Genomic DNA, 21,294 nt, shown 5'->3' with positions numbered 1-21,294 from the left:
ATTGCTGTCACGCCGCCGTCAGCATTCAACATAGTCGAAAGTTCGGAGCCCTCAGGATTTCCAGCACTCAGAGCGCTCAAGCACGTCACGGCATTCAGAACACTTCGGGACTTTTCAGGATATCCAGAGCACTCACGTTCCAGAACTCCAGTGCCCCTCGGTATCCGCCGTTCGCCAGCACTACGGTTGAGGCAATACGTCCGGGTAGCTTCAGCGGCCGTTCCCTTCGAAGGTCTCATCGAGAAAACGCTGCATATCATTCCATGAGCGCTCGTCTGCGGCTTTGTTATAGGCCACGTCGACGCCCTTTTTCTGAAACTTGTCAGCCCCTGGATTGGTGAAACCGTGTTTGGCGCCGGGCAGGTTGACAAACTGGTAGTCGGCGCCGGCCTTGACCATTTCGGCGCTCAGGGCTGCAACATCTTCGGCGCTGACCATACTGTCTGCGCTGCCGTGCTCGACCAGTACGCGGGCCTTGACGCTGCCCGGTGCTGCGCGGGTTTCGGTGGCCAGTGCGCCATGGAAGCTGACGACGCCTTCGAGTGGTACGCCCTGGCGGGCCATGTCCAGTACTACCTTGCCGCCGAAGCAGTAGCCGACTGCCGCAAGCTTGGCGCTGTCGGTCTGCTGTTGCTGTTTGAGCAGATCCACACCGGCGTTAAAGCGGGCTTTGGCCGCGTCGGCGTCGGCCAAGGCGGCTTTCATGAAGCTCATCGCGTCCTTTGGATGCTCGGTGTTCTTGCCCTCGCCATACATATCGATTGCCAGGGCGCTATAACCCAGTCCGGCCAAGTCACGGGCGCGGCTTTTGGCGTAGTCATTGAGGCCCCACCATTCATGGACCACCACGACGCCTGGGCGCTGGCCTTCGATCGCGTCGTCGTAGGCGTAGTAGCCAACCATCTTGGTGCCATCGGCGGCGGTGTAGGGTATTTCCTGCGTCTGGATCTCAGCGTGAGCGAAGGCGCTGACCGCCATCAGGGCTGCACCGAACAGGTGATATCGCATGGTGGACTCCTTGTTGTCGTTGATGTCGAAACGATCCGATAAACAGCTGGAGTTCGACACAGCTGCAACAGGGTTGTTCAGTGACTTGAAAGGAGGGAGAAGTGTAATCGGGGAGTGGGTTGGCCGACCTGAGCCCGTCCCTGCGCTCAGGTTCATCAATGGAGATCCGGCGTCGGTCTGGGCCGACGCCGGGTTTGACGTTTACCAGCCCGGCACGCCGTGCATGTCTGGCAGTCGGTGGGCGATGCCCTTGTGGCAGTCGATACAGGTCGCTTCGCCTTTGCCTAGCGCTTTGGAGTGGAACTCGGCGGCGCGTTTGCTTTGGCGGGTGAAATCCATGAACTCGTAGTTGTGGCAGTTGCGGCACTCCAGCGAGTCGTTGGCCTTCAGGCGACGCCATTCACGCTCGGCCATTTCCCGACGCATGCCGAGGAATTTCTCGCGCGTATTGATGGTGCCGAAGATCTTCCCCCAAACCTCCTTGGAGGCCTGCATCTTGCGCGCGATCTTGTCCGTCCATTCGTGTGGCACGTGGCAATCCGGGCAGGTCGCGCGCACGCCGGAGCGGTTGGTGTAGTGAATAGTGTCCTTGATCTCCATGTACACGTTGTCTTCCATCTCGTGACAGGAAATGCAGAAGGCTTCGGTATTGGTGGCCTCCAGCGCGGTATTGAAGCCGCCCCAGAAGATGATCCCTGCAAGAAATCCCCCGAGCGTCAAGACGCCCAGGCTGTAGTGCACACTCGGTCGGCGCAGGACGGTCCAGTAACGTTTGAGAAACGACAGTATCGACTTCATTCAGGCGTCCTCACTGTTCGTTCTGTTTGTTTTCGTGATAGAGCAGCTCGTCGATGTTCTCGAAGTTGTTCTGCACCAACGGCTTCACATCGTGCTGCACCACATGGCACTGGGTGCAAAAGTAGCGACGCGGGGCAACGGCGCCGAGCGTCTGGCCATCGCGATCGGTGAAATGCGTGATGCTGATCATTGGTGCCTGGGTACGTGCACTGGCCGCGCGGCTGTGGCAGGACAGGCACTTGTTGCTGTTCTTGTCGACCTGATAACCGCGAATGGTGTGCGGAATGGTTGGTGGCTGCTCCGGGTAGTTGCGCTCGCGCTTGAGGTCCTTGTTCTCCTCATCTCTCAGCGGCGGCGGGGTGAATTCCTGGGTGATGGTGCCGCCCGGCCGGCGCCCGTCGGGGGCAGAGGCATCCAGGGGATAATCCGGCCCGGCCGCAACGGCCAGGCCAAACACCGCGAGGAGCGTCAAAGGCAGTAAGCGAAATTTCATGGCGACTCTCCTCAGGCGATGCTGACCACTTCGATCTTCACGGCACATTTCTTGTAGTCGGTTTGCTTGGAGATCGGGTCGGTCGCATCGAGAGTGACCTTGTTGATCAGTTTGTTGGCGTCGAAGAAAGGCACGAATATCAGCCCTTTCGGTGGCTTGTTGCGGCCACGGGTTTCGATGCGGGCCTGCATCTCACCGCGACGGCTGATGACCTTGACCACGCTGCCGCGGCGGGCTTTGAGGTCACGCGCATCGTCGGGGTGCATGTACACCAGCGCATCTGGAACTGCCTGGTGCAGCTCGTCGACACGCTGAGTCATGCTGCCGGTATGCCAATGCTCGAGGACACGGCCGGTACTGAGCCAGAATGGATAGTCTTCATCCGGCATCTCGGCAGGTGCCTCATAAGGCAGTGCGAAGATGATCGCTCGCTTGTCCGGATAACCATAGAACTGCACACCTGAGCCTTTTTCCACGTAAGGGTCGTGGCCTTCACGGTAACGCCAGCGGGTTTCCTTGCCGTCTACAACTGGCCAGCGCAGGCCGCGCTCCTGGTGGTAGCGGTCGAAGTCGGCGAGGTCATGACCATGGCCGCGGCCAAACTGGGCATATTCCTCGAACAGGCCTTTCTGCACGTAAAAGCCGTAGGCCTCTGATTCCTGATTTCGGTAGCCTTCTTCGATATCCGAAACGGGGAAACTATCGACCTGACCGTTCTTGTACAGCACCTCGAACAGTGTCTTGCCCTTCAGACTCGGTGACTTGGCCAACAGCTCGGCTGGCCAGACTTCGTCAGTTGTGAAGCGCTTGGAAAATTCCATCAGCTGCCAGAGATCGGAACGCGCTTGCCCGGGCGCGCTAACCAGCTGATGCCACACGTGTGTGCGGCGCTCGGCGTTGCCATAGGCGCCTTCCTTTTCCACCCACATCGCTGCGGGGAGAATAAGGTCGGCGGCCTGGGCCGACACGGTGGGGTAAACGTCTGAAACGATGACAAAGGTTTCCGGGTTGCGCCAGCCGGGCAGCACTTCCTGCATGATGTTCGGCCCGGCCTGCATGTTGTTGGTGGCTTGGGTCCAATAGACCTTGAGGTTGCCATCCTTCAGTTCGCGGCTTTGCTGCACGGCATGGTAGCCGGGCTTTTCCGGAATGGTGCCTTCGGGCAGTTTCCAGATCTTCTCGGTGACTGCGCGATGCTTGGGATTCGTGACGACCATGTCCGCAGGCAAGCGGTGCGAAAAAGTGCCGACTTCACGCGCGGTGCCACAGGCTGACGGTTGCCCGGTAAGCGAGAACGGGCTGTTGCCGGGCTCGCTGATCTTTCCGGTCAGCAAATGGATGTTATAGATCATGTTGTTCGCCCAGACCCCACGGGTGTGCTGGTTGAAACCCATGGTCCAGAAAGACATCACCTTGGTTTTCGGATCGGCATAGAGCTCGGCCAGCATCTTCAGCCGTTCTGCTGGAACACCCGACTCGCGAGCGGCGCGTTCCAGGGTGTAGGGCTTGAGGAACTCGGCATAGTCGTCAAAGCTGATATCGGTCCAACCGCCTGCATCGGCGGCGTTCTCGGCCTTGATTTCCCGCGGATCGGTTGCCCGTAGGCCATAACCGATGTTGGTATTGCCCTTGGCGAACTTGGTGTGGTTCTTGATGAAGTCCTGGTTGACTGCGCCACTCTCGATGATGTGGTTGGCAATGTAGTTGAGGATCACCAGATCGGTCTGCGGCGTGAACACCATCGGAATATCCGCAAGATCGAAGCTGCGGTGCTCGAAGGTCGACATCACGGCGACTTTCACATGCGGCGCGCTCAGCCGACGGTCGGTCACGCGCGTCCAGAGTACCGGGTGCATCTCGGCCATGTTCGAGCCCCAGAGCACGAACGCGTCGGCCGCCTCGATATCGTCATAGCAGCCCATGGGCTCGTCCATGCCGAAGGTGCGCATGAAGCCGACGGCAGCGGACGCCATGCAGTGCCGTGCGTTCGGGTCGAGGTTGTTGGAGCGAAAGCCGGCTTTCATCAGTTTGCTGGCCGCATAGCCTTCCCACACGGTCCACTGACCGGAACCGAACATGCCAACGGCCGTGGGGCCGTGGTCCCGCAGTGCGGCCTTGTACTTCTCTTCCATGATGTCGAACGCTTGCTCCCAGCTCACCGGCTGGAATTCGCCTTGCTTGTCGTACTTGCCGTCCTTCATTCGCAGCAACGGCTCAGTGAGGCGGTCGGCGCCGTACATGATCTTCGACAGGAAATAGCCTTTGACGCAGTTGATGCCGCGGTTGACCTCTGCCTTCACATCGCCATGCGTGGCGACGACGCGGTCGCCGCTGGTGGCGACCATCACGCCGCAGCCAGTGCCGCAGAACCGGCACGGCGCCTTGTGCCACTTGAGTGCTGTCGCCTGCGGGTCAGTAACGAGGTTGCTGGCGCTGGTGGCGATCGGCAGGCCCGCCACGCTGGCTGCGATAGCGGCGGCGTTGGCTTTGGCGAATTGACGTCGTGTGAGGCTCATTCAGACTCTCCTTCGGGGCTGAGGAGTTCGTGGTAAATCAGGGCAGCGTTTAGGACGCCGGGTAATTGTTGGATGTGGCTGATGGTGTCAAGAATGCGGCTTTCATGCTCTGCCTCAAGGACCACCACCACTTTTCCGGCGGCGCTTTCCTGGTGCAGCTCTGCGCCAGGCAAAAGCATCATGTTCTGTTTCACGGCATCCATCAGCTCGGGGCGGCAGTGCACGAGCAGGCTCGCGATATGCAAGGCGTCGGTCATTTTTTATCAAGAAGCCCCGCCTGCCCTGAAACGAGCAAGCAAATATTGGAAGGGAGTGTTCAGGTCTCAGGCCATCAGCTCGGCGGGCCGGGCGGGCCAAAAAACAACTGGCTTATCCAGACGATGAAGCCGTAGCCCGATACAGTCAGGACGCTTAAAAGCGGAAAGAGAAAGACCAGCAGAAAGACGAATAGCCGTGTTTCCTCCGGCTTGCCCACAGGTGTGGGATCGGTATGGTGCGGCACTGCGTTCACCTTTAAATCGGAGTAGCGTTCGCCGAGTCTAGTTAGCCTTCTTTGCTTAATCAAAGTCAGCTGTCTATTTGACTTAGGGCTATATGGGCTAAAACTGATTTTATTGACCTGGGTCAAGGAATTGGCTCGCCCTGGCCGGGTCTGGTTGATCGGGCTCAGCAGTGGTATCGCGCTGGAACAGCTCTGGCAAGCGGCTTGGGCCACAGAGGCTGTGGTAGGCTGCACCGCTTTTTCAAGCTCGCGCTGTGGCGGGCGTAGAGATTGTACTCATGCCTTGTGACTCGTTTGATTCCCATCTGAAACGCGGCACCGTTGCTTATCACCGAGCAACGCTGGCGCTGTTCTGCGCTGGATTCGCAACCTTTGCCATGCTCTATTGCGTGCAGCCATTGCTGCCGTTGTTGGCCTCGCATTTTGCGGTCTCGGCAGCGACCAGCAGCCTGGCTTTGTCGTTAACGACGCTGTCGCTGGCGCTCTGCCTGTTGATCGCTGGAGGCTTGGCGGAAAGCTGGGGGCGCAAGCGTGTCATGGGCGTGGCACTCCTGCTGGCTGGCTTGCTCGGTCTTGCTTGCGCCATGGTGGAGTCCTGGGCGTTGCTGCTTGTGTTGCGGGCCTTGCTGGGGCTAGCGCTCAGCGGGCTTCCGGCATTGGCGATGGCTTACGTTGGGGAGGAGTTCGACCCCGAATCGTTGCCCGCAGCGATGGGTCTGTATATCGGCGGAACTGCGCTAGGTGGGCTTTTGGGCAGACTTCTGTCGGGTCTGCTAAGCGATCTTGGTGGATGGCAACTGGCGCTCGGCGGGATTGCCGGCTTAGGTCTGGTAGCGCTGGTAGCTTTCGTCTGGCTACTGCCGGCCTCCCGTCATTTCAAGGCGCAACCGTTGTCGCTGCGCGGGCTGCTGAGCAATTTTGCCGAGCACCTGAGCAACCCCATTCTGCGTAACCTGTTCTTACAGGCATTCCTGCTGATGGGCGGCTTCGTCGCCTTGTTCAACTACATTGGGTTTCGTCTGGCCGCGCCGCCGTTCAGCCTTTCCTCGACCATCATCGGCCTGCTGTTTACCGTGTACCTGGCCGGAATCTTCAGCGCTGGTTGGGCCGGGCGGCTGGTGCCACGCCTGGGTGCGAGAAAGGTACTGCAAGGCGGTGTCGCGCTGATGCTTTTGGGCGTGGGGCTGTGTTCAACGCCCTGGCTGATCGCGATCGTCGCCGGGCTGGCGTTGTTCACGTTGGGCTTTTTTGCCGCGCATGCCGTGGCCAGCGGGCAGGTTGGGGTGCATGCCAAAGGCGCAAAGGCGCAGGCGTCGGCGCTTTACCTGTGTGCTTATTACCTGGGTTCGAGTGTGGTGGGTTATGCCGCGGGTTACGTATGGGAGCATGCGGGATGGCTGCCGTTGATGGCGGTGCTCGCTGCGCTGTTCGTGATTGCCGCCTGGCGTGCCAGTCGCCTGTAACGCGCCAGCCAGCCAATCAGTCGATTCGCTGTTCACCGCTAAAGGCCAGGGTGGCACGGCAGCTGCGGCAGAAGTAACGGCGACCTTTGCGTACCAAGGCATGGCGCTGCGCTGTAAACGGAAAATCGCGCTCGGGGCAGGCGCAGCGATAGATGTAGGCGCAGGTCTGCCGTCGGGTAATCGCGTAGCTATGGCAGCGATCGGGAGTCAGTTCGTACACACCACGCATGATCAATTGCCACTCTTCACCATGGGGGCGAATCCGGCCGCCGAACATCTGGTGAGCGACCAGATGAGCCACTTCGTGAGCCACGGTCTGCTTGAGGAAGTGCTCGCGGTTTTCCTGATACAGCTGCGGATTGAAGCGCAGCAGATTGGTCGTCAGATGCGCAACGCCGGCTTTCTGCCCGCGCAGTTTGAAACTGACTTGCGGTCGTTCGAAGCGCTTGTTGAAAAAAGCTTCAGCCTGCTGATAACAGGCCTCGAGTCGGGCGTGTAGCTGATCGGGCATAGGGCCTCCGGAGAAGCCCCGAATTATGCCGCATCACGCCTGGCTGACAACCGTTCAGAGACCGCCGGGTTCACTCTGTGGCCGTTCCTCCTGGGTACCATATGCCTGGTCCTGCTGGTCGGTGCGCTCATAGTTCGGCTGGATGAACTGCGACCAGAACAAAATCATGGACACAAGAACAGTCACCATCACCAGCAACGCCACGGCCCAGATCGAGCTGGCGTAGAGAAAGCTCTGAGAACTGCGCTGACGCATGAATGCTGGCAGGCCGGTGAACAGCAGATACGTGGAATAGATACCTGCGATCAGCAGAACAATGGCGGCAAACCAGCGATTCGGATACAGGCCCGTCACGCCGGCGAGCAGGAAAGGTGTGATCACATACGCGACGAAGCCGATGCATTGGTTGAGGCTGGGCTTTACGTCGAACGCGCGAGCCATCCAGCGTACGAAGCAGCCCATGATCACCGTGCCGATGACGATGGCCAGATACAGCAATACGCACAATTGCAAAGCACTGGTATTGGCGAGCCGAACGCGTTCATCTTCGACCAGGCTCCAGCCCACGAACGTGATACCGATGAACAGGCACACCGCAGGAATCAGCGCCAACAACAGCAGATGCATCATGTAATGCAAGCCGTGAGCGTCTTCCTTCTGGCGAATGATCTCCCAGGCTCGGTCTGGCCGGGTAAACAGGCTGATGAATTCTGGGGTCATGGTGGCCTCCTGATACCGATGCTTGAGCGCGAACTTGCTGGTATAGACGCTCAAGCGCGGCAGGGATTCAACGCCACTGTGCCGCAGACGAAAACGGGCCGACGCTGAAAGCCATCGCGTCGGCCCGGTTGCTGGCGCGGTTAGCGGATGTAGATCGGCCCGACGCCCATCCCCCATGTAATTACCGACAGCGCCAGAATCGCTACCAGGACCACCAGCCCCACAGCCAATACCGAGCTGGAGAACAGGAAACCCTCGTCGGAAGGTATGTTCATGAATGTCGGCAAACCAACATAGAGCAGGTAGGTTGTGTAGCAGATCGCTGCCGTACCCACGATCATTCCCAGCCAGATATCCGGGTAGAGCGCGGCCAGGCCGCCAATAAATAGCGGTGTAGCGGTGTACGCGGCGAACACGATGCACTGGACAATCGTTGGGCTAGCGTCATAGGTACGAGACATCCAATGGATGAAGCCCCCCATGACGGCGACTCCCGCAAGCATCGCCAGGTAAGAAAGAATGGTCAGTTGTAGTGCACTGCTTTCGGTTAGCTTGACCGCTTCACCTCCGCCAATACTCCAGCCGATCTGAGTCGTGCCGATGAAAGCCGAGATGGCGGGAATCGCCGCCAGTGCCGCCACTTCTCCAAGGTGCAAACGGCCTACGGCGCGTTCTTCTCCGGTAATTTCCTGCCATTCCTGGCCAGGGTGCGCAAACAGTCCCCAAACGTGATTGATCATGCCAGCGTCTCCTCGGTTTTGGAGGTCGCTTCGCCTGGCGTGCCGTCAGTTGGACGGGCGTGCGACCTTATGTCGCAGTATAGGGAGGAGGTGGTACGGTGTACGGGGTGGGTTAGAGCAATTGGAAGCTACCAGCCTATCGGTAATAGCGTTGCAGTATTTCCATCGCCAGATTGATTGACTGCAGGCGTGTCGTGCTGCCGCCCCGGTCCGGGTGGTGAATGCTGACCAACTGACGATAGCGGCGTTTGATGGTATGCAGGCTCAACGACGCAGCCTCCTGATCAAGCTCGAACAGCTCCAGGGCTGCGCGCTTCTGCTCTGGATCCCATATTTCGTTGCGATCACCCTGGTGATCGCCGCGCATGCGCGACCAGAAGCTCGCCAGTAACCGTTCCACTTCTGCCTCGTCGGTATCACGGAGGTTTGTCAGGTCGAGGTAGTAGTCGCGCAGCGGATCGTTTTCAACAATACCGCTGAGGCCTGGCACGTAGGGTTGAAGCTGGACGCACAGCGGCGAAATATGCACGGTGTGGCTCGTCTCGCCCCAAAGCTGATCGCGCAAGCGGTACAGCGCATTGAACACGAGGAAATGGGTACGGAACAGCACCAGCTTGTCGAGCAGCGGCAGGTTGGGAATATGCGTGCTATGGCGGGCCTTGAGTTGCTGAATCAACTCATATTCGCTGCAGCCGTCCGGCTGTTCGCGCAGCAGTACGAATATCTGCTCGGCCAGGTCCATTTCGGGTTCGAGATCATCGTTCATGGCGCAAAGCCTAGCATAAGGCCAGCGTTGCAAATGGCTGGATGGATGGGGTGGGGCACCGGCGCTTTTTGCGCGTAAAATGCGCGCCTTTCGCATCTCACCGGACTCTGAAATGGGCAACCTCTCGGTCAACCAGAACAAACTGCAGAAGCGTCTGCGTCGCCTTGCTGGCGAGGCGGTCACCGATTTCAACATGATTGAGGAAGGCGACAAGGTGATGGTCTGCCTGTCCGGTGGCAAGGACAGCTACACCATGCTCGACGTGTTGCTATACCTGCAGAAGGTCGCGCCGGTCAGGTTCGAGATCGTCGCTGTGAACATGGACCAGAAGCAGCCCGGCTTCCCCGAGCATGTGCTGCCTGAGTACCTGAAATCCATCGGTGTCGAGTACCACATCGTTGAGAAAGACACCTACTCGGTGGTCAAGGAGAAGATTCCGGAAGGCAAGACCACCTGCTCGCTGTGCTCGCGTCTGCGTCGCGGCACGCTCTATACCTTTGCCGACGAGATCGGTGCGACCAAGATGGCGCTCGGTCACCACCGTGACGATATCCTCGAGACGTTCTTCCTCAACATGTTCTATGGCGGCACGCTCAAGGCTATGCCGCCCAAGCTGCTTTCCGATGATGGGCGCAACGTAGTGATTCGCCCGTTGGCCTACTGCAGCGAGGCGGATATCGAAGCCTACTCGCAGATGAAGGAATTCCCGATCATCCCGTGCAACCTCTGCGGCTCGCAGGAAAACCTGCAGCGCCAGGTAGTCAAGGAGATGCTGCAGGAGTGGGAGCGCAAGTCGCCGGGCCGCGTCGAGATCATGTTCCGTGCCTTGCAGAACGTGGTGCCTTCTCAACTGGCTGATCGCAACCTGTTTGATTTCACCAGCCTGCGCATCGACAACGACGCTACGCCACGCTTTCTCGATGTCATGAGTTTGTAGCGGCAGCCGCAGGCCTCAACCATAAAAATCCCAAACGAACTCTGTAGGGTGGGCTTCAGCCCACCACGCCAGTTGTAACTTGGTAACGGTCGGATAGCGCTCCGCTTCAGCTCCGTACTTCGGACACCAGCGATTTACGCTGTCGGTTGAACTGAGGTTCTGCCCCAGTTCGCCAACCGAGCCAGGGCTTATCCCATCTCAGGTGGTATCAGCTCGGCCGAACCTGTTTCAGCGTTTCAGCGATCATGAAGGCCATTTCCAGCGACTGATCGGCATTGAGCCGCGGATCGCAGTGGGTGTGGTAACGGTCGGAGAGGCCGTCTTCGGTGATCGGGCGCGAACCTCCGATGCACTCGGTAACGTTCTGCCCGGTCATTTCAATATGAATCCCGCCGGGGTAGCTGCCTTCGGTGCGGTGCACGTCGAAGAACTGCCGCACCTCGGCCAGCACCCGAGCAAAGTCCCGGGTCTTGTAGCCGGTGGAAGCCTTCATGGTGTTGCCGTGCATCGGGTCGGAGCTCCACAGCACCTGACGACCCTCGCCTTGCACGGCCTGAATGAGGCGCGGCAGGCCTTCTTCGACCTTGTCGGCACCCATGCGCACGATGAGGTTCAGGCGGCCTGGATCGTTCTCGGGATTGAGGATGTCGATCAGGCGGATCAGCTCGTCGCTGTCCATGCTTGGTCCGACCTTCACGCCGATCGGGTTACCGACGCCACGCAGGAATTCCATATGGGCGCCGTCCAGCTGCCGCGTACGATCACCGATCCAGAGCATGTGCGCCGAGCAGTCATACCAGCCGCCGCTGAGGCTGTCCTGACGGACAAACGCCTGCTCGTAATTCAGCAGCAGCGCCTCGTGCGCGGTGAAGAAGCTGGTCTCGCGCAACTGCGGTGCGTTGTCCATTCCACAGGCACGCATGAATCTCAACGCCTGGTCGATCCGCGCGCCCAACTGGTGGTACTTCTCCGCCATCTGCGAATTGGCGATGAAATCGAGATTCCATTGATGGACCTGATGCAAGTCGGCGAAGCCGCCCTGGGCGAAGGCGCGCAGCAGGTTCAGACTGGACGTCGACTGATGGTAGGCCTGCAGCAGGCGCTCCGGATCCGGCACGCGGCTTTTCTCATCGAAACCGATGCCGTTGACGATATCGCCGCGGTACGCCGGCAAGGTAACGCCGTCGATGGTCTCGCCGCCGGACGAGCGCGGTTTGGCGAACTGGCCCGCCATGCGCCCGACCTTGATTACCGGGCAGCCCGCGGCAAAGGTCATCACCACCGCCATCTGCAGCAGCACCTTGAACGTGTCGCGGATCTTCGGCGCGGAAAACTCGGCGAAGCTTTCTGCGCAATCGCCGCCTTGCAGCAGAAACGCGCGACCCTGAGTGACTTCGGCGAATTGCCGGCGCAGCTCCCGTGCCTCGCCAGCGAACACCAGTGGCGGCAAGCTCGCTAGAGTCGCCTCGACGCGCTTCAGATGAGCGGCGTCCGGATACTCAGGCTGCTGCTGGATGGGCTTGTTTCTCCAGCTGGTGGGGCTCCAGGCTTGGCTCATGGAAATTTATTCCGTCCGTAAAAAGTGTGCGGATTTTACCTGATGCGCCAGCTCGGCGCTGATAGCCCGTGCCAATCGGGCTGGTAAGATGCGCCGACTGGTCTGGGAGTGAGCGCAGTGGACAAGCAGGAAGTGTTGTTAGCCGAAGTGCATGACGCGTTCGGTTTGATCCGTGTGCTGGAAGTAGGGGAGTACCGGTTTCTCGAGTTCGGCGCAGCGGTCGAGCAAAGCTGCGTGTTCACCCGCGACCCGAGCTGGCTGGAGTATGACTACACGCGCGCCATGTTGATGGGCGGCTTGCTGCACGCGGCGCCGGAAACCGCGCTGTTTCTCGGGCTGGGTGCTGGCACGCTGACCCAGGCATGCCTTGAATTTCTGCCGCTGGAAGACGTTGAGGCCATCGAGCTGCGGCCGGACGTGCCTGAGCTGGCGATGCGTTATATGGGCCTGCAGAACGACTCGCGGCTTTACATTCGTATTGGCGACGCGGTGGAATTGCTCGATTCGGCCGAAACTGCCGATCTGCTATTCGTTGACCTCTACACCGATTTAGGCCCGGCAGCGGCGCATCTGGCGTGGCGCTTTCTCGAGCGCTGCCAGCAGAAGCTGAATCCGGATGGCTGGTTGGTCATCAACCAATGGGGCACCGACGAGGACAAACCGCTGGGTGCGGCGCTGCTTCGCGGTTTGTTTCATCGTCACTATTGGGAATGCCCGGTGAAGGAGGGCAACGTCGTGCTGTTCGTACCCGCCGATCTAGAGCAGACGCTTGACGAGGCCAGCCTGCGTGAACGCGCCGCGACGCTGGCGCCGCGGCTGGGCTACTCGCTGGAATCATTGATCGGCGCGCTAAGGCCGGCCAGCTGATTGCGCGATGCTGCCGTCAACGCTGTTTCGATGCATAGGTCACGCAAACAACGGCTCAGCGCGTTGCCCGGTAGGCGCGAGCTTGCTCGCGGAGGCTGACTCGAACCCTTCGCCATTAGTCGCGCGCCCTGGTGAGGCCGCCGTGGGGCATTCGCTAGCGTCGGGCTGCGAGAAAACCCACATTGATGAACCTAACTCCAAAGACAAATTACACGCACAGCTTCACATAATTCCGGTATAGTACGCGCCGGCTGAAACTCAGCCTGCGTTCAGGTACTGCAACACACGAAGCGCTGCTTCGGCTGCTTTCCGCTTCTCGCGGCTGTCCTAGACGATTCATCATTCATTACGTTTTCGCAAACCCCGCCGACCAGGCTGCCAGGGTGACCTTCGGGTTTTGCATGGCATGCGCAGCTTCGGAACATGGGTCTTTGCGGAGCATCAGGAAAAGACCCATGACCCAGGAAATCGGCGGCTTTGCCGCACTCGGTATTCATCCATCCGTACTCGCTGCAGTCATCGCAGTGGGCTACGAAGAGCCTTCGGCCATCCAGAGCCAGGCTATCCCGGTAATCCTCGGCGGCCACGACATGATCGGTCAGGCCCAGACCGGTACCGGCAAGACCGCTGCATTCGCGTTGCCAATTCTGTCCAAGATCGACCCGGCCAAGCGTGAACCACAGGCGCTGATCCTCGCGCCGACTCGCGAACTCGCCCTGCAGGTCGCCACCGCATTCGAAACCTACTCCAAGCAGATGTCGGGCGTTGGCGTTGTCGCCGTCTACGGTGGCGCTCCGATGGGCCCGCAGCTCAAGGCCATCCGCCAGGGCGCGCAGATCATCGTCGCCACGCCAGGCCGTCTGGTCGACCATCTGAGCCGCAACAGCGCGCTGCTGTCGACCATCCAGTATCTGGTACTCGACGAAGCGGACGAAATGCTCAAGCTGGGCTTCATGGATGACCTCGAGGTGATCTTCGAAGCCATGCCGGAAAGTCGTCAGACCGTGCTGTTCTCCGCGACCCTGCCGCATTCGATTCGCGCCATTGCTGAGAAGCACCTGCGCGAGCCGCAACATATCAAGGTCGCGACCAAGACCCAGACCGTCGCCCGCATCGAGCAGGCGCACCTGATGGTTCACGCCGACCAGAAGATCCCTGCCGTGCTGCGCCTGCTGGAAGTCGAAGACTTCGACGCACTGATCGCCTTTGTACGTACCAAACAAGCTACGTTGGATCTGGCTGCCGCACTGGAAGCCAAGGGCTACAAGGCTGCTGCGCTGAATGGCGACATCGCCCAGAACCAGCGTGAGCGCGTCATCGAATCGCTCAAGGATGGTCGCCTGGACATCGTTGTCGCCACCGACGTCGCTGCCCGCGGCCTCGACGTATCGCGTATTACCCACGTGTTCAACGTCGACATGCCTTACGACCCGGAATCCTACGTACACCGTATCGGTCGTACCGGCCGTGCCGGTCGTGAAGGTCGCGCATTGCTGCTGGTCACGCCGCGTGAGCGTCGCATGTTGCAGGTTATCGAGCGTGTCACCAATCAGAAGGTTGCCGAAGCGCGTCTGCCGAACGCTCAGCAAGTGCTGGATGCGCGCATCAAAAAGCTGACCAACAGCCTGTCGCCGCTGGTAGCCGATGCCGAAGCAAGCCACGGTGAGTTGCTCGACAAGCTGATCGCCGACATCGGTTGCAGCCCGCGCGCCCTGGCTGCCGCGCTGTTGCGCAAGGCCACCAATGGCCAGGCGCTTACCCTGGCTCAAGTCGAAAAAGAGCAACCGCTGGTGCCGACCAGCAGCCCGCGCGAGCGCTCCGATCGCCCAGAGCGCAGCGGCGACCGCGAGCGTCGTGCCCCGATCCCGCTGGCCGAAGGCCGCGCCCGCTGCCGCACTGCGCTCGGTGCTCGCGACGGCATTGCCGCGCGCAACCTACTCGGCGCCATCCTCAATGAAGGCGGCCTGGCCCGTGAAGATATCGGCCGCATCCAGGTGCGAGACAGCTTCAGCCTGGTCGAACTACCGGAAGAGGGTCTTGAGCGCCTGCTCGGCAAACTCAAGGACACCCGCGTTGGCGGCAAGCAGCTGAAGCTGCGTCGCTATCGCGAAGATTGATGCTTAGCTGCAGCGGCACGCGCTAAGGCTGGGCTTCGTTAGAAACAAAAAGGGTGGACTTCGGTCCACCCTTTTTTGTTCTTCGTGGAGCCTGAGATAAGAGCGAGCTGACAGTAGGGGCGTAGGTAAATTGGCAATTCGCCAACTAGAACGGCGCCGGGCAGTCGAAGCGCATACGTTCACCGGTTTGAGGGTGGGTCAGGGCGAGCATGCTGGCGTGCAGGCAGAGCCGGTCATGTGCGGCGAGGGCTTGCTCGTGCGCGTAGAGGCGATCGCCCAGTAGCGGATGGCCGATCGAAAGCATGTGCACGCGCAGCTGATGGGAGCGGCCGGTGATCGGGGTGAGCTCGACCCGGCTGTAATCACCGCAGCGTTCCAGGACGCGCCAATACGTCAGGGCGTGTTTGCCCAGTTCATGGTCGACCACATGCCGTGGTTTGGTCGGAGGGTCATAGCGCAGCGGTAATTCGATACTGCCGCTGCCCTGCTCGGGTTCGCCCCAGCATAAGGCGGTATAGGCTTTTTCTGTCTCGCGGTCATGGAACTGTCGCGAGAGCTCGCGGTGGCTATCGGCGTCACGCGCCAGCACGATCAGGCCTGAGGTTTCCCAATCCAGGCGGTGGACGATCCGCGCCTCTGGATAACCATTTTCCTGCAGGCGGGTAACCAGACAATCCTTGTTGTCATCCGCGCGACCGGGCACCGACAGCAGCAGGGTAGGTTTGTTGATAACCAGCAGCGCGGCGTCTTGATGAACGATCTGGATGTTGCTGAGGGGCATTTTCGAATTCCGCAAACGACATCGGCGACCGAAGTCGCCGATGAATTGGCGCAGCACATGCGAGCCTGCTGCCTGGCCTGACGGTTAACGATCCGGCAGTGTGATGTTCAACTCGAGGATCGAACAGCTACCCTGATCTTCCAGGGCTACCTGCACCTGATCGCTGTCGATGTTGACGTACTTTCGAATCACCTCGACCAGCTCTTTCTGCAGGGCCGGCAGGTAATCCGGTTGCGTTCGCTGGCCGCGCTCGTGGGCGACGATGATCTGCAGGCGTTCCTTGGCGATGTTGGCTGGCGTTTCCTTCTTCTTGCGTTCACGAAAGAAGTCGAGAAGGTTCATTCGCGGCCTCCAAACAGACGTTGCAGGAAGCCCTGCTTCTTCACATCGAGGAAGCGATGGTTCACTTCCTTGCCCAGCAGTCGATCCACGGCGTCGCTGTAGGCCTGGCCGGCGTCGCTCTGGTCATCAAGGATGACCGGCACGCCCTGGTTGGAGGCTTTCAGCACGGCTTGGGATTCGGGGATAACGCCAAGCAGACGGATCGAGAGGATTTCCTCGACGTCCTCGACACCGAGCATCTCGCCCTTGACTACGCGCTCGGGGTTGTAGCGAGTCAACAGCAGATGTTCCTTGATAGGTTCTTCACCGTTTTCAGCACGGCGGGATTTGCTGGCCAGCAGGCCGAGCATGCGGTCCGAATCGCGAACCGAAGACACTTCCGGGTTGGTTACGACGATGGCTTCGTCGGCGAAGTACATCGCCAGGTGCGCGCCTTTCTCGATACCAGCTGGTGAGTCGCAGATGACGAACTCGAAGGTCTTGGCCAGCTCATCGATGACCTTGCCGACGCCTTCGAGCGTCAGGGCATCCTTGTCGCGGGTCTGGCTGGCGGCAAGGACGTAAAGGTTTTCGAGACGCTTGTCCTTGATCAGTGCCTGGGTGAGAGTGGCGTCGCCCTGAATGACATTGACGAAGTCATACACCACGCGACGCTCGCAGCCCATGATCAGGTCCAGATTACGCAGACCGACGTCGAAGTCGACGATGACGGTCTTGTGGCCGCGCAAGGCGAGGCCGGTACCGATGGCGGCGCTGGAAGTGGTTTTACCGACGCCACCCTTGCCGGAAGTGACTACGAGGATCTTGGCCAAGGTGATTCACCCTAAATATGATGTCGGGACCGTAGCCGAGTCGGCTTACAGTACGCCCGTTTTGGTGCTTGAAAATTCGCGGCAGTATCCGTTAAAGGCGGGTGATGTTCAACACATCGCCGGATAGCTTCATCTGCACGGCTTCGGTCCACAAAGGGTCGCGTCTAAGATCTTCGGCGACCTTGTAATGCCCTGCAATCGAGACCATTTCAGCCGCTAGCTGCTGACAGAAAATACGTGCATTGGCGTCGCCCTTGATGCCTGCCAGCGCACGCCCACGCAGCGGGCCGTACACATGGATGTTCCCATCGGCGAGAAGTTCCGCTCCGGGACTCACCGCGGCAAGCACGATGAGATCGCCACCCTGGGCATAGACCTGTTGGCCGCCGCGGATGGGGGTGGTGATCACCCGTGTCGGCCGGTAGATAGGTTCTGCCGGTTTGGCGGGCTCGGCTGGCGCCTTGCTGGCGATGTCGAGCTTGCGTTCGCGAGCGCCCGACGGCGGCAGTATAGGCAAATCGAGTTGACCGGCCGCTTCGACAATCTGCGGATCGCCTGCACGCAACGCCAGGGTACGCAGACCGTGCTTGCGGCAGAGCGCGATGAGGGCGGGCAGGTCAAGGTTGCAATCGGCCGGGAGCTTGTCTAGCGCCAACACCAGCGGGGTGTTGTTGAAGAAATCCGGGGCTTGTTCGACCTTGACGGCGAGCTGTTGATCCAGACGCTGCAGATCGTTCTGCGTCAGCTCCAGCACGGTGATGGCGAGCATGCTGCCCTTGAGCTGGAACACGGGGGCTTGGTCGGTGAGATCGGCTTGGCTCATGGTCTGCCTGCTGCGGTAAATGGCGAGGACTTATAGCGGGGGAGACTGCCGCCTGCAAGTCTCACCAGCACCGTCGAACGGATGCCGTGCATCGCGATGCTGCCGCATTGGCGGGCGATTTATCGCTAGAATGCGCGCTTTTATCGGTTCGGGCTTGCCAATGGATCGTCCTCGTTTCCGCTCATCATTTCTTCACCCGCGTTTCTGGTTGCTGTGGTTTGGCCTCGGTTTGCTGTGGCTGGTGGTGCAATTGCCCTATCGGATGCTGTTGCTGCTGGGACGAGGGCTGGGCGCACTGATGTATCGGGTTGCGCGCTCGAGACGGCAGATCGCACGGCGCAACCTGCAGCTGTGCTTTCCAGAGCTGTGCGAAGCGGAGCGTGAGCGACTGCTGCGCGAGAACTTTGCCTCGACCGGCATTGCCTTCTTCGAAATGGCGATGAGTTGGTGGTGGCCCAAGTTGCGTTTGCAGCGACTGGCGCAAATCCAGGGGCTCGAACATCTGCAGCAAGCACAGGCGCAAGGCCAGGGCGTGATCCTGATGACGCTGCATTTCACCACGCTGGAAATTGGCGGAGCGCTGCTCGGTCAGTGGCACACCATCGACGGCATGTACCGGGAGCACAAGAACCCGGTGTTCGATTACGTGCAACGGCGTGGCCGGGAGCGGCATAACCAGGATGCGACAGCGATCGAACGCGAGGATGTGCGTGCCATGCTCAAGGTCCTGCGTGCGGGCCGGGCGATCTGGTATGCGCCAGACCAAGATTACGGCCGTAAGCAGAGCATCTTCGTACCCTGGTTCGGTATTCAGGCGGCAACCGTGACCGCTACGACCAAGTTCGCCCGCCTGGGACGGGCTAAGGTGGTACCTTACACGCTGGAGCGCCTGCCTGACGGAAAGGGCTACAGCCTGGTGGTGCATCCACCATTGGACGACTTCCCCGGTGAAAGCGAGGAGGCTGATTGCCGCCGAATCAACGAGTGGATCGAAGACTCGGTCAGGCAACACCCTGAGCAATACCTGTGGGCCCACCGGCGCTTCAAGACGCGACCGGCGGGGGATCCGAGCCTTTACCGCAAGCGCCCGAAGAAACCGGTCAGTCCGTAAAAACACCGTCGCGGAAGCCGCGTAGCGCCTGCTCGATCTCTTCGCGGCTGTTCATCACGAACGGCCCGTACTGCCCAATCGGCACGCCGATTGGGCGGCCTGCCAGGGCGAAACTCGAACCTTTCGTATCGGACAAATCGATCATTCTCCGATCTGCAGCTCCCGTGCACGGGTATAGACGTAGCGGACCTTCTCGTACTCGAACGGCGAGTTGAGCTGGCCGTAACGCAGGGGCGTGGTGTGGCGGATGTCGATCAATCGCAGCGCCGTGAGGCCGAACTCCCCACCGCTGGCTTCGGCATAGCTGAAGTAGTCGACCTGCCGCTCGACACCGAAATCCACCGCCTGGCCCGCCGTGTCCCGCAGGTTGGACGGGCCGAGCGCCGGCAGGATCAGGTACGGGCCGTGGGGTACGCCATAGAAGCCAAGGGTCTGGCCGAAATCCTCGTTATAGCGGGGCAAGCCCATGCGCGATGCAGGGTCCCAGATGCCTCCGATGCCAAGGATCGTGTTGAACAGCAGGCGCGCCGTGGTGGTCATGGCGCGCTCGCCCTTGAGCTGAGCGACGCTGTTAAAAAGTGTCGGGATTTCCCCGAGGTTATCGAAGAAGTTGCTGACGCCGGTCCGCACGATTTTCGGCGTGACGTAACGGTAGCCGCGGACGGCAGGCAACATCACGAACTGATCCAGTCGATAGTTGAAGTAGTACATGCGCCGGTTCAGCGACTCCCAGGGGTCATAGATGTTCAGCGCGTCGAAGGTGGCGCGCTCGAATTCGCGCTGGTCGAGGCCGGGGTTGAACTCCAGGTCACGCAACGGATGGGTAAATCCATCTTCATCGACAGTTCCCGTCTGGGCATGGGCCGCGCCACTGAGCAGCAACATGACGGCAAGCAGAGAGCGTTTAGCCACGGAAAAACTCCAACATATCGTGGGCATTGACCCGGTAGGTAAGGTTGCCGCAGTGGCCACCGCGAGGGTAAAGCTTCATCCGGTCACCGAAGGTGCGTCGAAGGAAGCCCAGATCGCCCGCGCCGAGAATGATGTCATCGGCGTTATGCATTACGCCGATCTTCGGGCTGCTGCGCATGTAGTCTTCCAACGCATACAGACTGACCTGCTGTATCAGTTGCGCCATGCTTCCGCCGTCCTGCTGCGCCCGCCACATGGGGATCAGTTGCTCGGTGATATAGCAATCGAAGTCACAGAGCAGCGCGCGGCGAAAGAACGGCTCGAGGCTGGTGCCTTCATCGATTGGGTATTTCGGTGGCACGATCAGGCCGCGGCGGTTGATCAGATCCGAGGTGAACGCAATATCGGCCGCCGAGAAGCGGAATACTGACCCAATCAGCATGGCCATCTGTTCGTCCGTCAGCCGCAGCGCCGATTGCTGGAAATCGAACAGCATTGCCTCGTCCAGGTTGATCGTGCCTTGCTGGCGGTAGTACCGAGTGAGCTTTTCCAAGACGACTTCGTAGAACGTAGTGGTGCTGTCGATGGCATCGACCTGTGTCTGCACCAGCTTGTCGAGGTTGCTGATCGAGGTGTAGAGGTTCACCGGTGGGTTGACCATCAACACGCGCTCGAAGTTGAAACTCTGCCGCGTCTCGTCGAGCTTGCTGACGAAGGCGGCGTGGAGCGCGCCGAGGCTGTAGCCCAACAGGTTGAATTCGGTTACCGGTAGATCATGCTGCTGGGCGCGAATGGCTTGCATCACGCGGTAGAGGTCCTTCGCATCGCCTGGGCTATAACCTGGCGTCGCGTAGCGCGAGGCGGCAGCGATAAAGTCGAAACTGGTCGGGGAGGACAGTTGCACCACGTGGTAGCCAGCCCCATAGAACAGTCGCTTGAGCGACTCGGTCTTACCGGCGGAGTAGCTGGCACCCGTGCCAGAGATGATGAACATCAGCGGCGCTGGCCCAGGTTGTTTTGCCAGCCTGTAGGTCAGCCGTTTTACCGCCCAGAAATTATCGGGCAGGGTGAACTCACGCTCGGGACGTAACCGGATGCTGTAGTCCGCCTGGTCAATGTCATCATCGCCTGGCAGCTCGGCGCGCAGTGCCACCGGTGTTGTGGCTATCGTTGCCTCGAATGGGTTGCTCAGCGGATAGCCGTATTGTTCGACGCTGATGTCGGCCGCGTGGGCAGGCATAACGATCAGTGCGAGCAGTGCGCTCAGACACAGCAGCAAGCGCATATGTGGGATCTCCGGTGACTACGGTGGGGTTCGGTTTGTCGGGTGCGAGGATGATATCGGCTGCGAAGGGCGTTCAGTCTTTCGTGGAAGGTTTGAGCCTCGTCCTGTCGCTCTTCGTGGGATCGCGGCTTTGCCTGCCGAGAAAAATAACGCACCTGTACCGATAGTGCCTGCAATCGCTCATGGCATGTTGCTTCGCTAAGCATTGACCATAACTAAGCCGGCTGGTTGC

The 21,294-nt window shown here is 60.0% G+C and carries 22 protein-coding genes and 1 pseudogene; 5 read left to right on the top strand and 18 right to left on the bottom strand.

All coding sequences use genetic code 11. From position 1 onward, the window contains the following. Positions 1–210: 210 nt before the first annotated feature. From BUE09_RS08640 to BUE09_RS08615, 6 genes are all read right to left on the bottom strand, one after another. A complete protein-coding gene (locus BUE09_RS08640) occupies positions 211–1,008 on the bottom strand; it encodes a dienelactone hydrolase family protein (RefSeq protein WP_073300614.1) in 798 nt (265 codons plus the stop codon). Positions 1,009–1,209: 201 nt separating this feature from the next. After that, positions 1,210–1,806, bottom strand: coding sequence for a cytochrome c3 family protein (locus BUE09_RS08635; protein WP_073300613.1), 597 nt, complete (start codon positions 1,804–1,806; stop codon positions 1,210–1,212). Between the two features lie 10 nt (positions 1,807–1,816). Beyond that, complete coding sequence (locus BUE09_RS08630) at positions 1,817–2,299, bottom strand: nitrate reductase cytochrome c-type subunit (protein WP_073300611.1); 483 nt, start codon at positions 2,297–2,299, stop codon at positions 1,817–1,819. Between the two features lie 11 nt (positions 2,300–2,310). Beyond that, positions 2,311–4,815 (bottom strand): nitrate reductase catalytic subunit NapA, encoded by a 2,505-nt coding sequence (napA, locus tag BUE09_RS08625; RefSeq protein ID WP_073300609.1) that lies wholly within the window; start codon positions 4,813–4,815, stop codon positions 2,311–2,313. Next, positions 4,812–5,072, bottom strand: coding sequence for a chaperone NapD (locus BUE09_RS08620; RefSeq protein ID WP_073300607.1), 261 nt, complete (start codon positions 5,070–5,072; stop codon positions 4,812–4,814). Before BUE09_RS08620 ends, napA begins: the two co-directional genes overlap by 4 nt. Positions 5,073–5,146: 74 nt before the next feature. Then, entirely contained in the window at positions 5,147–5,317 is a 171-nt protein-coding gene (locus BUE09_RS08615) for a nitrate reductase (RefSeq protein WP_083380709.1), read from the bottom strand. Positions 5,318–5,595: 278 nt separating this feature from the next. On the opposite strand from BUE09_RS08615, the gene BUE09_RS08610 reads away from it, so the two are divergent. Then, the gene (locus BUE09_RS08610) at positions 5,596–6,780 is read left to right on the top strand and encodes an MFS transporter (protein WP_073300602.1); all 1,185 of its coding nucleotides are present in this window, start codon (positions 5,596–5,598) and stop codon (positions 6,778–6,780) included. Positions 6,781–6,796: 16 nt separating this feature from the next. Here BUE09_RS08610 and BUE09_RS08605 read toward each other — a convergent pair whose 3' ends face one another. The 4 genes from BUE09_RS08605 to BUE09_RS08590 all read right to left on the bottom strand — a co-directional run bounded on the left by BUE09_RS08605 (position 6,797) and on the right by BUE09_RS08590 (position 9,517). Further along, on the bottom strand, positions 6,797–7,291 hold the full coding sequence (locus BUE09_RS08605; protein WP_073300600.1) for a SprT family zinc-dependent metalloprotease: 495 nt from the start codon (positions 7,289–7,291) through the stop codon (positions 6,797–6,799). 54 nt (positions 7,292–7,345) lie between these two features. After that, a complete protein-coding gene (locus BUE09_RS08600; RefSeq protein ID WP_073300598.1) occupies positions 7,346–8,011 on the bottom strand; it encodes a Yip1 family protein in 666 nt (221 codons plus the stop codon). 140 nt (positions 8,012–8,151) lie between these two features. Next, positions 8,152–8,751 (bottom strand): Yip1 family protein, encoded by a 600-nt coding sequence (locus BUE09_RS08595; RefSeq protein WP_073300596.1) that lies wholly within the window; start codon positions 8,749–8,751, stop codon positions 8,152–8,154. A 136-nt stretch (positions 8,752–8,887) separates the two neighbouring features. Then, a complete protein-coding gene (locus BUE09_RS08590; protein ID WP_073300595.1) occupies positions 8,888–9,517 on the bottom strand; it encodes a DNA-J related domain-containing protein in 630 nt (209 codons plus the stop codon). A 112-nt stretch (positions 9,518–9,629) separates the two neighbouring features. On the opposite strand from BUE09_RS08590, the gene ttcA reads away from it, so the two are divergent. Further along, a complete protein-coding gene (gene ttcA / locus BUE09_RS08585; protein WP_073301013.1) occupies positions 9,630–10,454 on the top strand; it encodes a tRNA 2-thiocytidine(32) synthetase TtcA in 825 nt (274 codons plus the stop codon). 208 nt (positions 10,455–10,662) lie between these two features. On the opposite strand, the gene BUE09_RS08580 is transcribed toward ttcA, so the two are convergent. Next, entirely contained in the window at positions 10,663–12,012 is a 1,350-nt protein-coding gene (locus tag BUE09_RS08580; protein ID WP_073300593.1) for a class II 3-deoxy-7-phosphoheptulonate synthase, read from the bottom strand. A 117-nt stretch (positions 12,013–12,129) separates the two neighbouring features. Here BUE09_RS08580 and BUE09_RS08575 point away from each other — a divergent pair, with 117 nt between their 5' ends. Beyond that, positions 12,130–12,879: a spermidine synthase gene (locus BUE09_RS08575; protein ID WP_073300591.1), complete on the top strand. Its 750-nt coding sequence runs from the start codon at positions 12,130–12,132 to the stop codon at positions 12,877–12,879. Between the two features lie 455 nt (positions 12,880–13,334). Beyond that, entirely contained in the window at positions 13,335–14,996 is a 1,662-nt protein-coding gene (locus tag BUE09_RS08570; RefSeq protein ID WP_073300589.1) for a DEAD/DEAH box helicase, read from the top strand. 145 nt (positions 14,997–15,141) lie between these two features. On the opposite strand, the gene BUE09_RS08565 is transcribed toward BUE09_RS08570, so the two are convergent. The 4 genes from BUE09_RS08565 to minC form a co-directional block, all read right to left on the bottom strand. Then, on the bottom strand, positions 15,142–15,777 hold the full coding sequence (locus BUE09_RS08565) for an RluA family pseudouridine synthase (protein ID WP_073300587.1): 636 nt from the start codon (positions 15,775–15,777) through the stop codon (positions 15,142–15,144). Between the two features lie 84 nt (positions 15,778–15,861). Next, positions 15,862–16,119: a cell division topological specificity factor MinE gene (gene minE / locus BUE09_RS08560; protein ID WP_019341568.1), complete on the bottom strand. Its 258-nt coding sequence runs from the start codon at positions 16,117–16,119 to the stop codon at positions 15,862–15,864. Further along, positions 16,116–16,931 (bottom strand): septum site-determining protein MinD, encoded by an 816-nt coding sequence (gene minD, locus BUE09_RS08555; protein WP_073300585.1) that lies wholly within the window; start codon positions 16,929–16,931, stop codon positions 16,116–16,118. The genes minE and minD overlap by 4 nt, the downstream gene beginning before the upstream one ends. Positions 16,932–17,022: 91 nt before the next feature. Next, on the bottom strand, positions 17,023–17,754 hold the full coding sequence (gene minC / locus BUE09_RS08550) for a septum site-determining protein MinC (RefSeq protein ID WP_073300583.1): 732 nt from the start codon (positions 17,752–17,754) through the stop codon (positions 17,023–17,025). Between the two features lie 160 nt (positions 17,755–17,914). Between minC and BUE09_RS08545 the strand changes: the two genes are divergently transcribed. Beyond that, on the top strand, positions 17,915–18,865 hold the full coding sequence (locus BUE09_RS08545) for a lipid A biosynthesis lauroyl acyltransferase (RefSeq protein ID WP_073300580.1): 951 nt from the start codon (positions 17,915–17,917) through the stop codon (positions 18,863–18,865). Here BUE09_RS08545 and BUE09_RS08540 read toward each other — a convergent pair. The 3 genes and pseudogenes from BUE09_RS08540 to BUE09_RS08530 all read right to left on the bottom strand — a co-directional run. Beyond that, a pseudogene (locus tag BUE09_RS08540) lies at positions 18,855–18,974 on the bottom strand (pirin-like C-terminal cupin domain-containing protein); the annotation flags it as partial. The gene BUE09_RS08545 and the pseudogene BUE09_RS08540 overlap by 11 nt on opposite strands. A gap of 32 nt (positions 18,975–19,006) precedes the next feature. Then, the gene (locus BUE09_RS08535) at positions 19,007–19,750 is read right to left on the bottom strand and encodes an MlaA family lipoprotein (protein ID WP_417801225.1); all 744 of its coding nucleotides are present in this window, start codon (positions 19,748–19,750) and stop codon (positions 19,007–19,009) included. Between the two features lie 19 nt (positions 19,751–19,769). After that, on the bottom strand, positions 19,770–21,062 hold the full coding sequence (locus BUE09_RS08530) for a serine/threonine protein kinase (RefSeq protein WP_073300579.1): 1,293 nt from the start codon (positions 21,060–21,062) through the stop codon (positions 19,770–19,772). Positions 21,063–21,294 lie beyond the last annotated feature (232 nt).

The organism is Stutzerimonas xanthomarina DSM 18231, assembly GCF_900129835.1.
Taxonomy (GTDB): Bacteria; Pseudomonadota; Gammaproteobacteria; order Pseudomonadales; family Pseudomonadaceae; genus Stutzerimonas; species Stutzerimonas xanthomarina.
Note: the sequence above shows the minus strand (reverse complement) of the source record. Positions and strands in the feature narration are given on the sequence as shown.

Coding starts and splice junctions, on each gene's coding strand:
- BUE09_RS08640 (WP_073300614.1), bottom strand. CDS start 1,008: ATGCGATATCACCTGTTCGGTGCAGCCCTGATGGCGGTCAGCGCCTTC.
- BUE09_RS08620 (WP_073300607.1), bottom strand. CDS start 5,072: ATGACCGACGCCTTGCATATCGCGAGCCTGCTCGTGCACTGCCGCCCC.
- BUE09_RS08580 (WP_073300593.1), bottom strand. CDS start 12,012: ATGAGCCAAGCCTGGAGCCCCACCAGCTGGAGAAACAAGCCCATCCAG.
- BUE09_RS08595 (WP_073300596.1), bottom strand. CDS start 8,751: ATGATCAATCACGTTTGGGGACTGTTTGCGCACCCTGGCCAGGAATGG.
- BUE09_RS08630 (WP_073300611.1), bottom strand. CDS start 2,299: ATGAAATTTCGCTTACTGCCTTTGACGCTCCTCGCGGTGTTTGGCCTG.
- napA (WP_073300609.1), bottom strand. CDS start 4,815: ATGAGCCTCACACGACGTCAATTCGCCAAAGCCAACGCCGCCGCTATC.
- minE (WP_019341568.1), bottom strand. CDS start 16,119: ATGAACCTTCTCGACTTCTTTCGTGAACGCAAGAAGAAGGAAACGCCA.
- ttcA (WP_073301013.1), top strand. CDS start 9,630: ATGGGCAACCTCTCGGTCAACCAGAACAAACTGCAGAAGCGTCTGCGT.
- BUE09_RS08535 (WP_417801225.1), bottom strand. CDS start 19,750: ATGTTGCTGCTCAGTGGCGCGGCCCATGCCCAGACGGGAACTGTCGAT.
- BUE09_RS08605 (WP_073300600.1), bottom strand. CDS start 7,291: ATGCCCGATCAGCTACACGCCCGACTCGAGGCCTGTTATCAGCAGGCT.
- BUE09_RS08570 (WP_073300589.1), top strand. CDS start 13,335: ATGACCCAGGAAATCGGCGGCTTTGCCGCACTCGGTATTCATCCATCC.
- BUE09_RS08610 (WP_073300602.1), top strand. CDS start 5,596: ATGCCTTGTGACTCGTTTGATTCCCATCTGAAACGCGGCACCGTTGCT.
- minC (WP_073300583.1), bottom strand. CDS start 17,754: ATGAGCCAAGCCGATCTCACCGACCAAGCCCCCGTGTTCCAGCTCAAG.
- BUE09_RS08590 (WP_073300595.1), bottom strand. CDS start 9,517: ATGAACGATGATCTCGAACCCGAAATGGACCTGGCCGAGCAGATATTC.
- BUE09_RS08530 (WP_073300579.1), bottom strand. CDS start 21,062: ATGCGCTTGCTGCTGTGTCTGAGCGCACTGCTCGCACTGATCGTTATG.
- BUE09_RS08635 (WP_073300613.1), bottom strand. CDS start 1,806: ATGAAGTCGATACTGTCGTTTCTCAAACGTTACTGGACCGTCCTGCGC.
- BUE09_RS08600 (WP_073300598.1), bottom strand. CDS start 8,011: ATGACCCCAGAATTCATCAGCCTGTTTACCCGGCCAGACCGAGCCTGG.
- BUE09_RS08565 (WP_073300587.1), bottom strand. CDS start 15,777: ATGCCCCTCAGCAACATCCAGATCGTTCATCAAGACGCCGCGCTGCTG.
- BUE09_RS08545 (WP_073300580.1), top strand. CDS start 17,915: ATGGATCGTCCTCGTTTCCGCTCATCATTTCTTCACCCGCGTTTCTGG.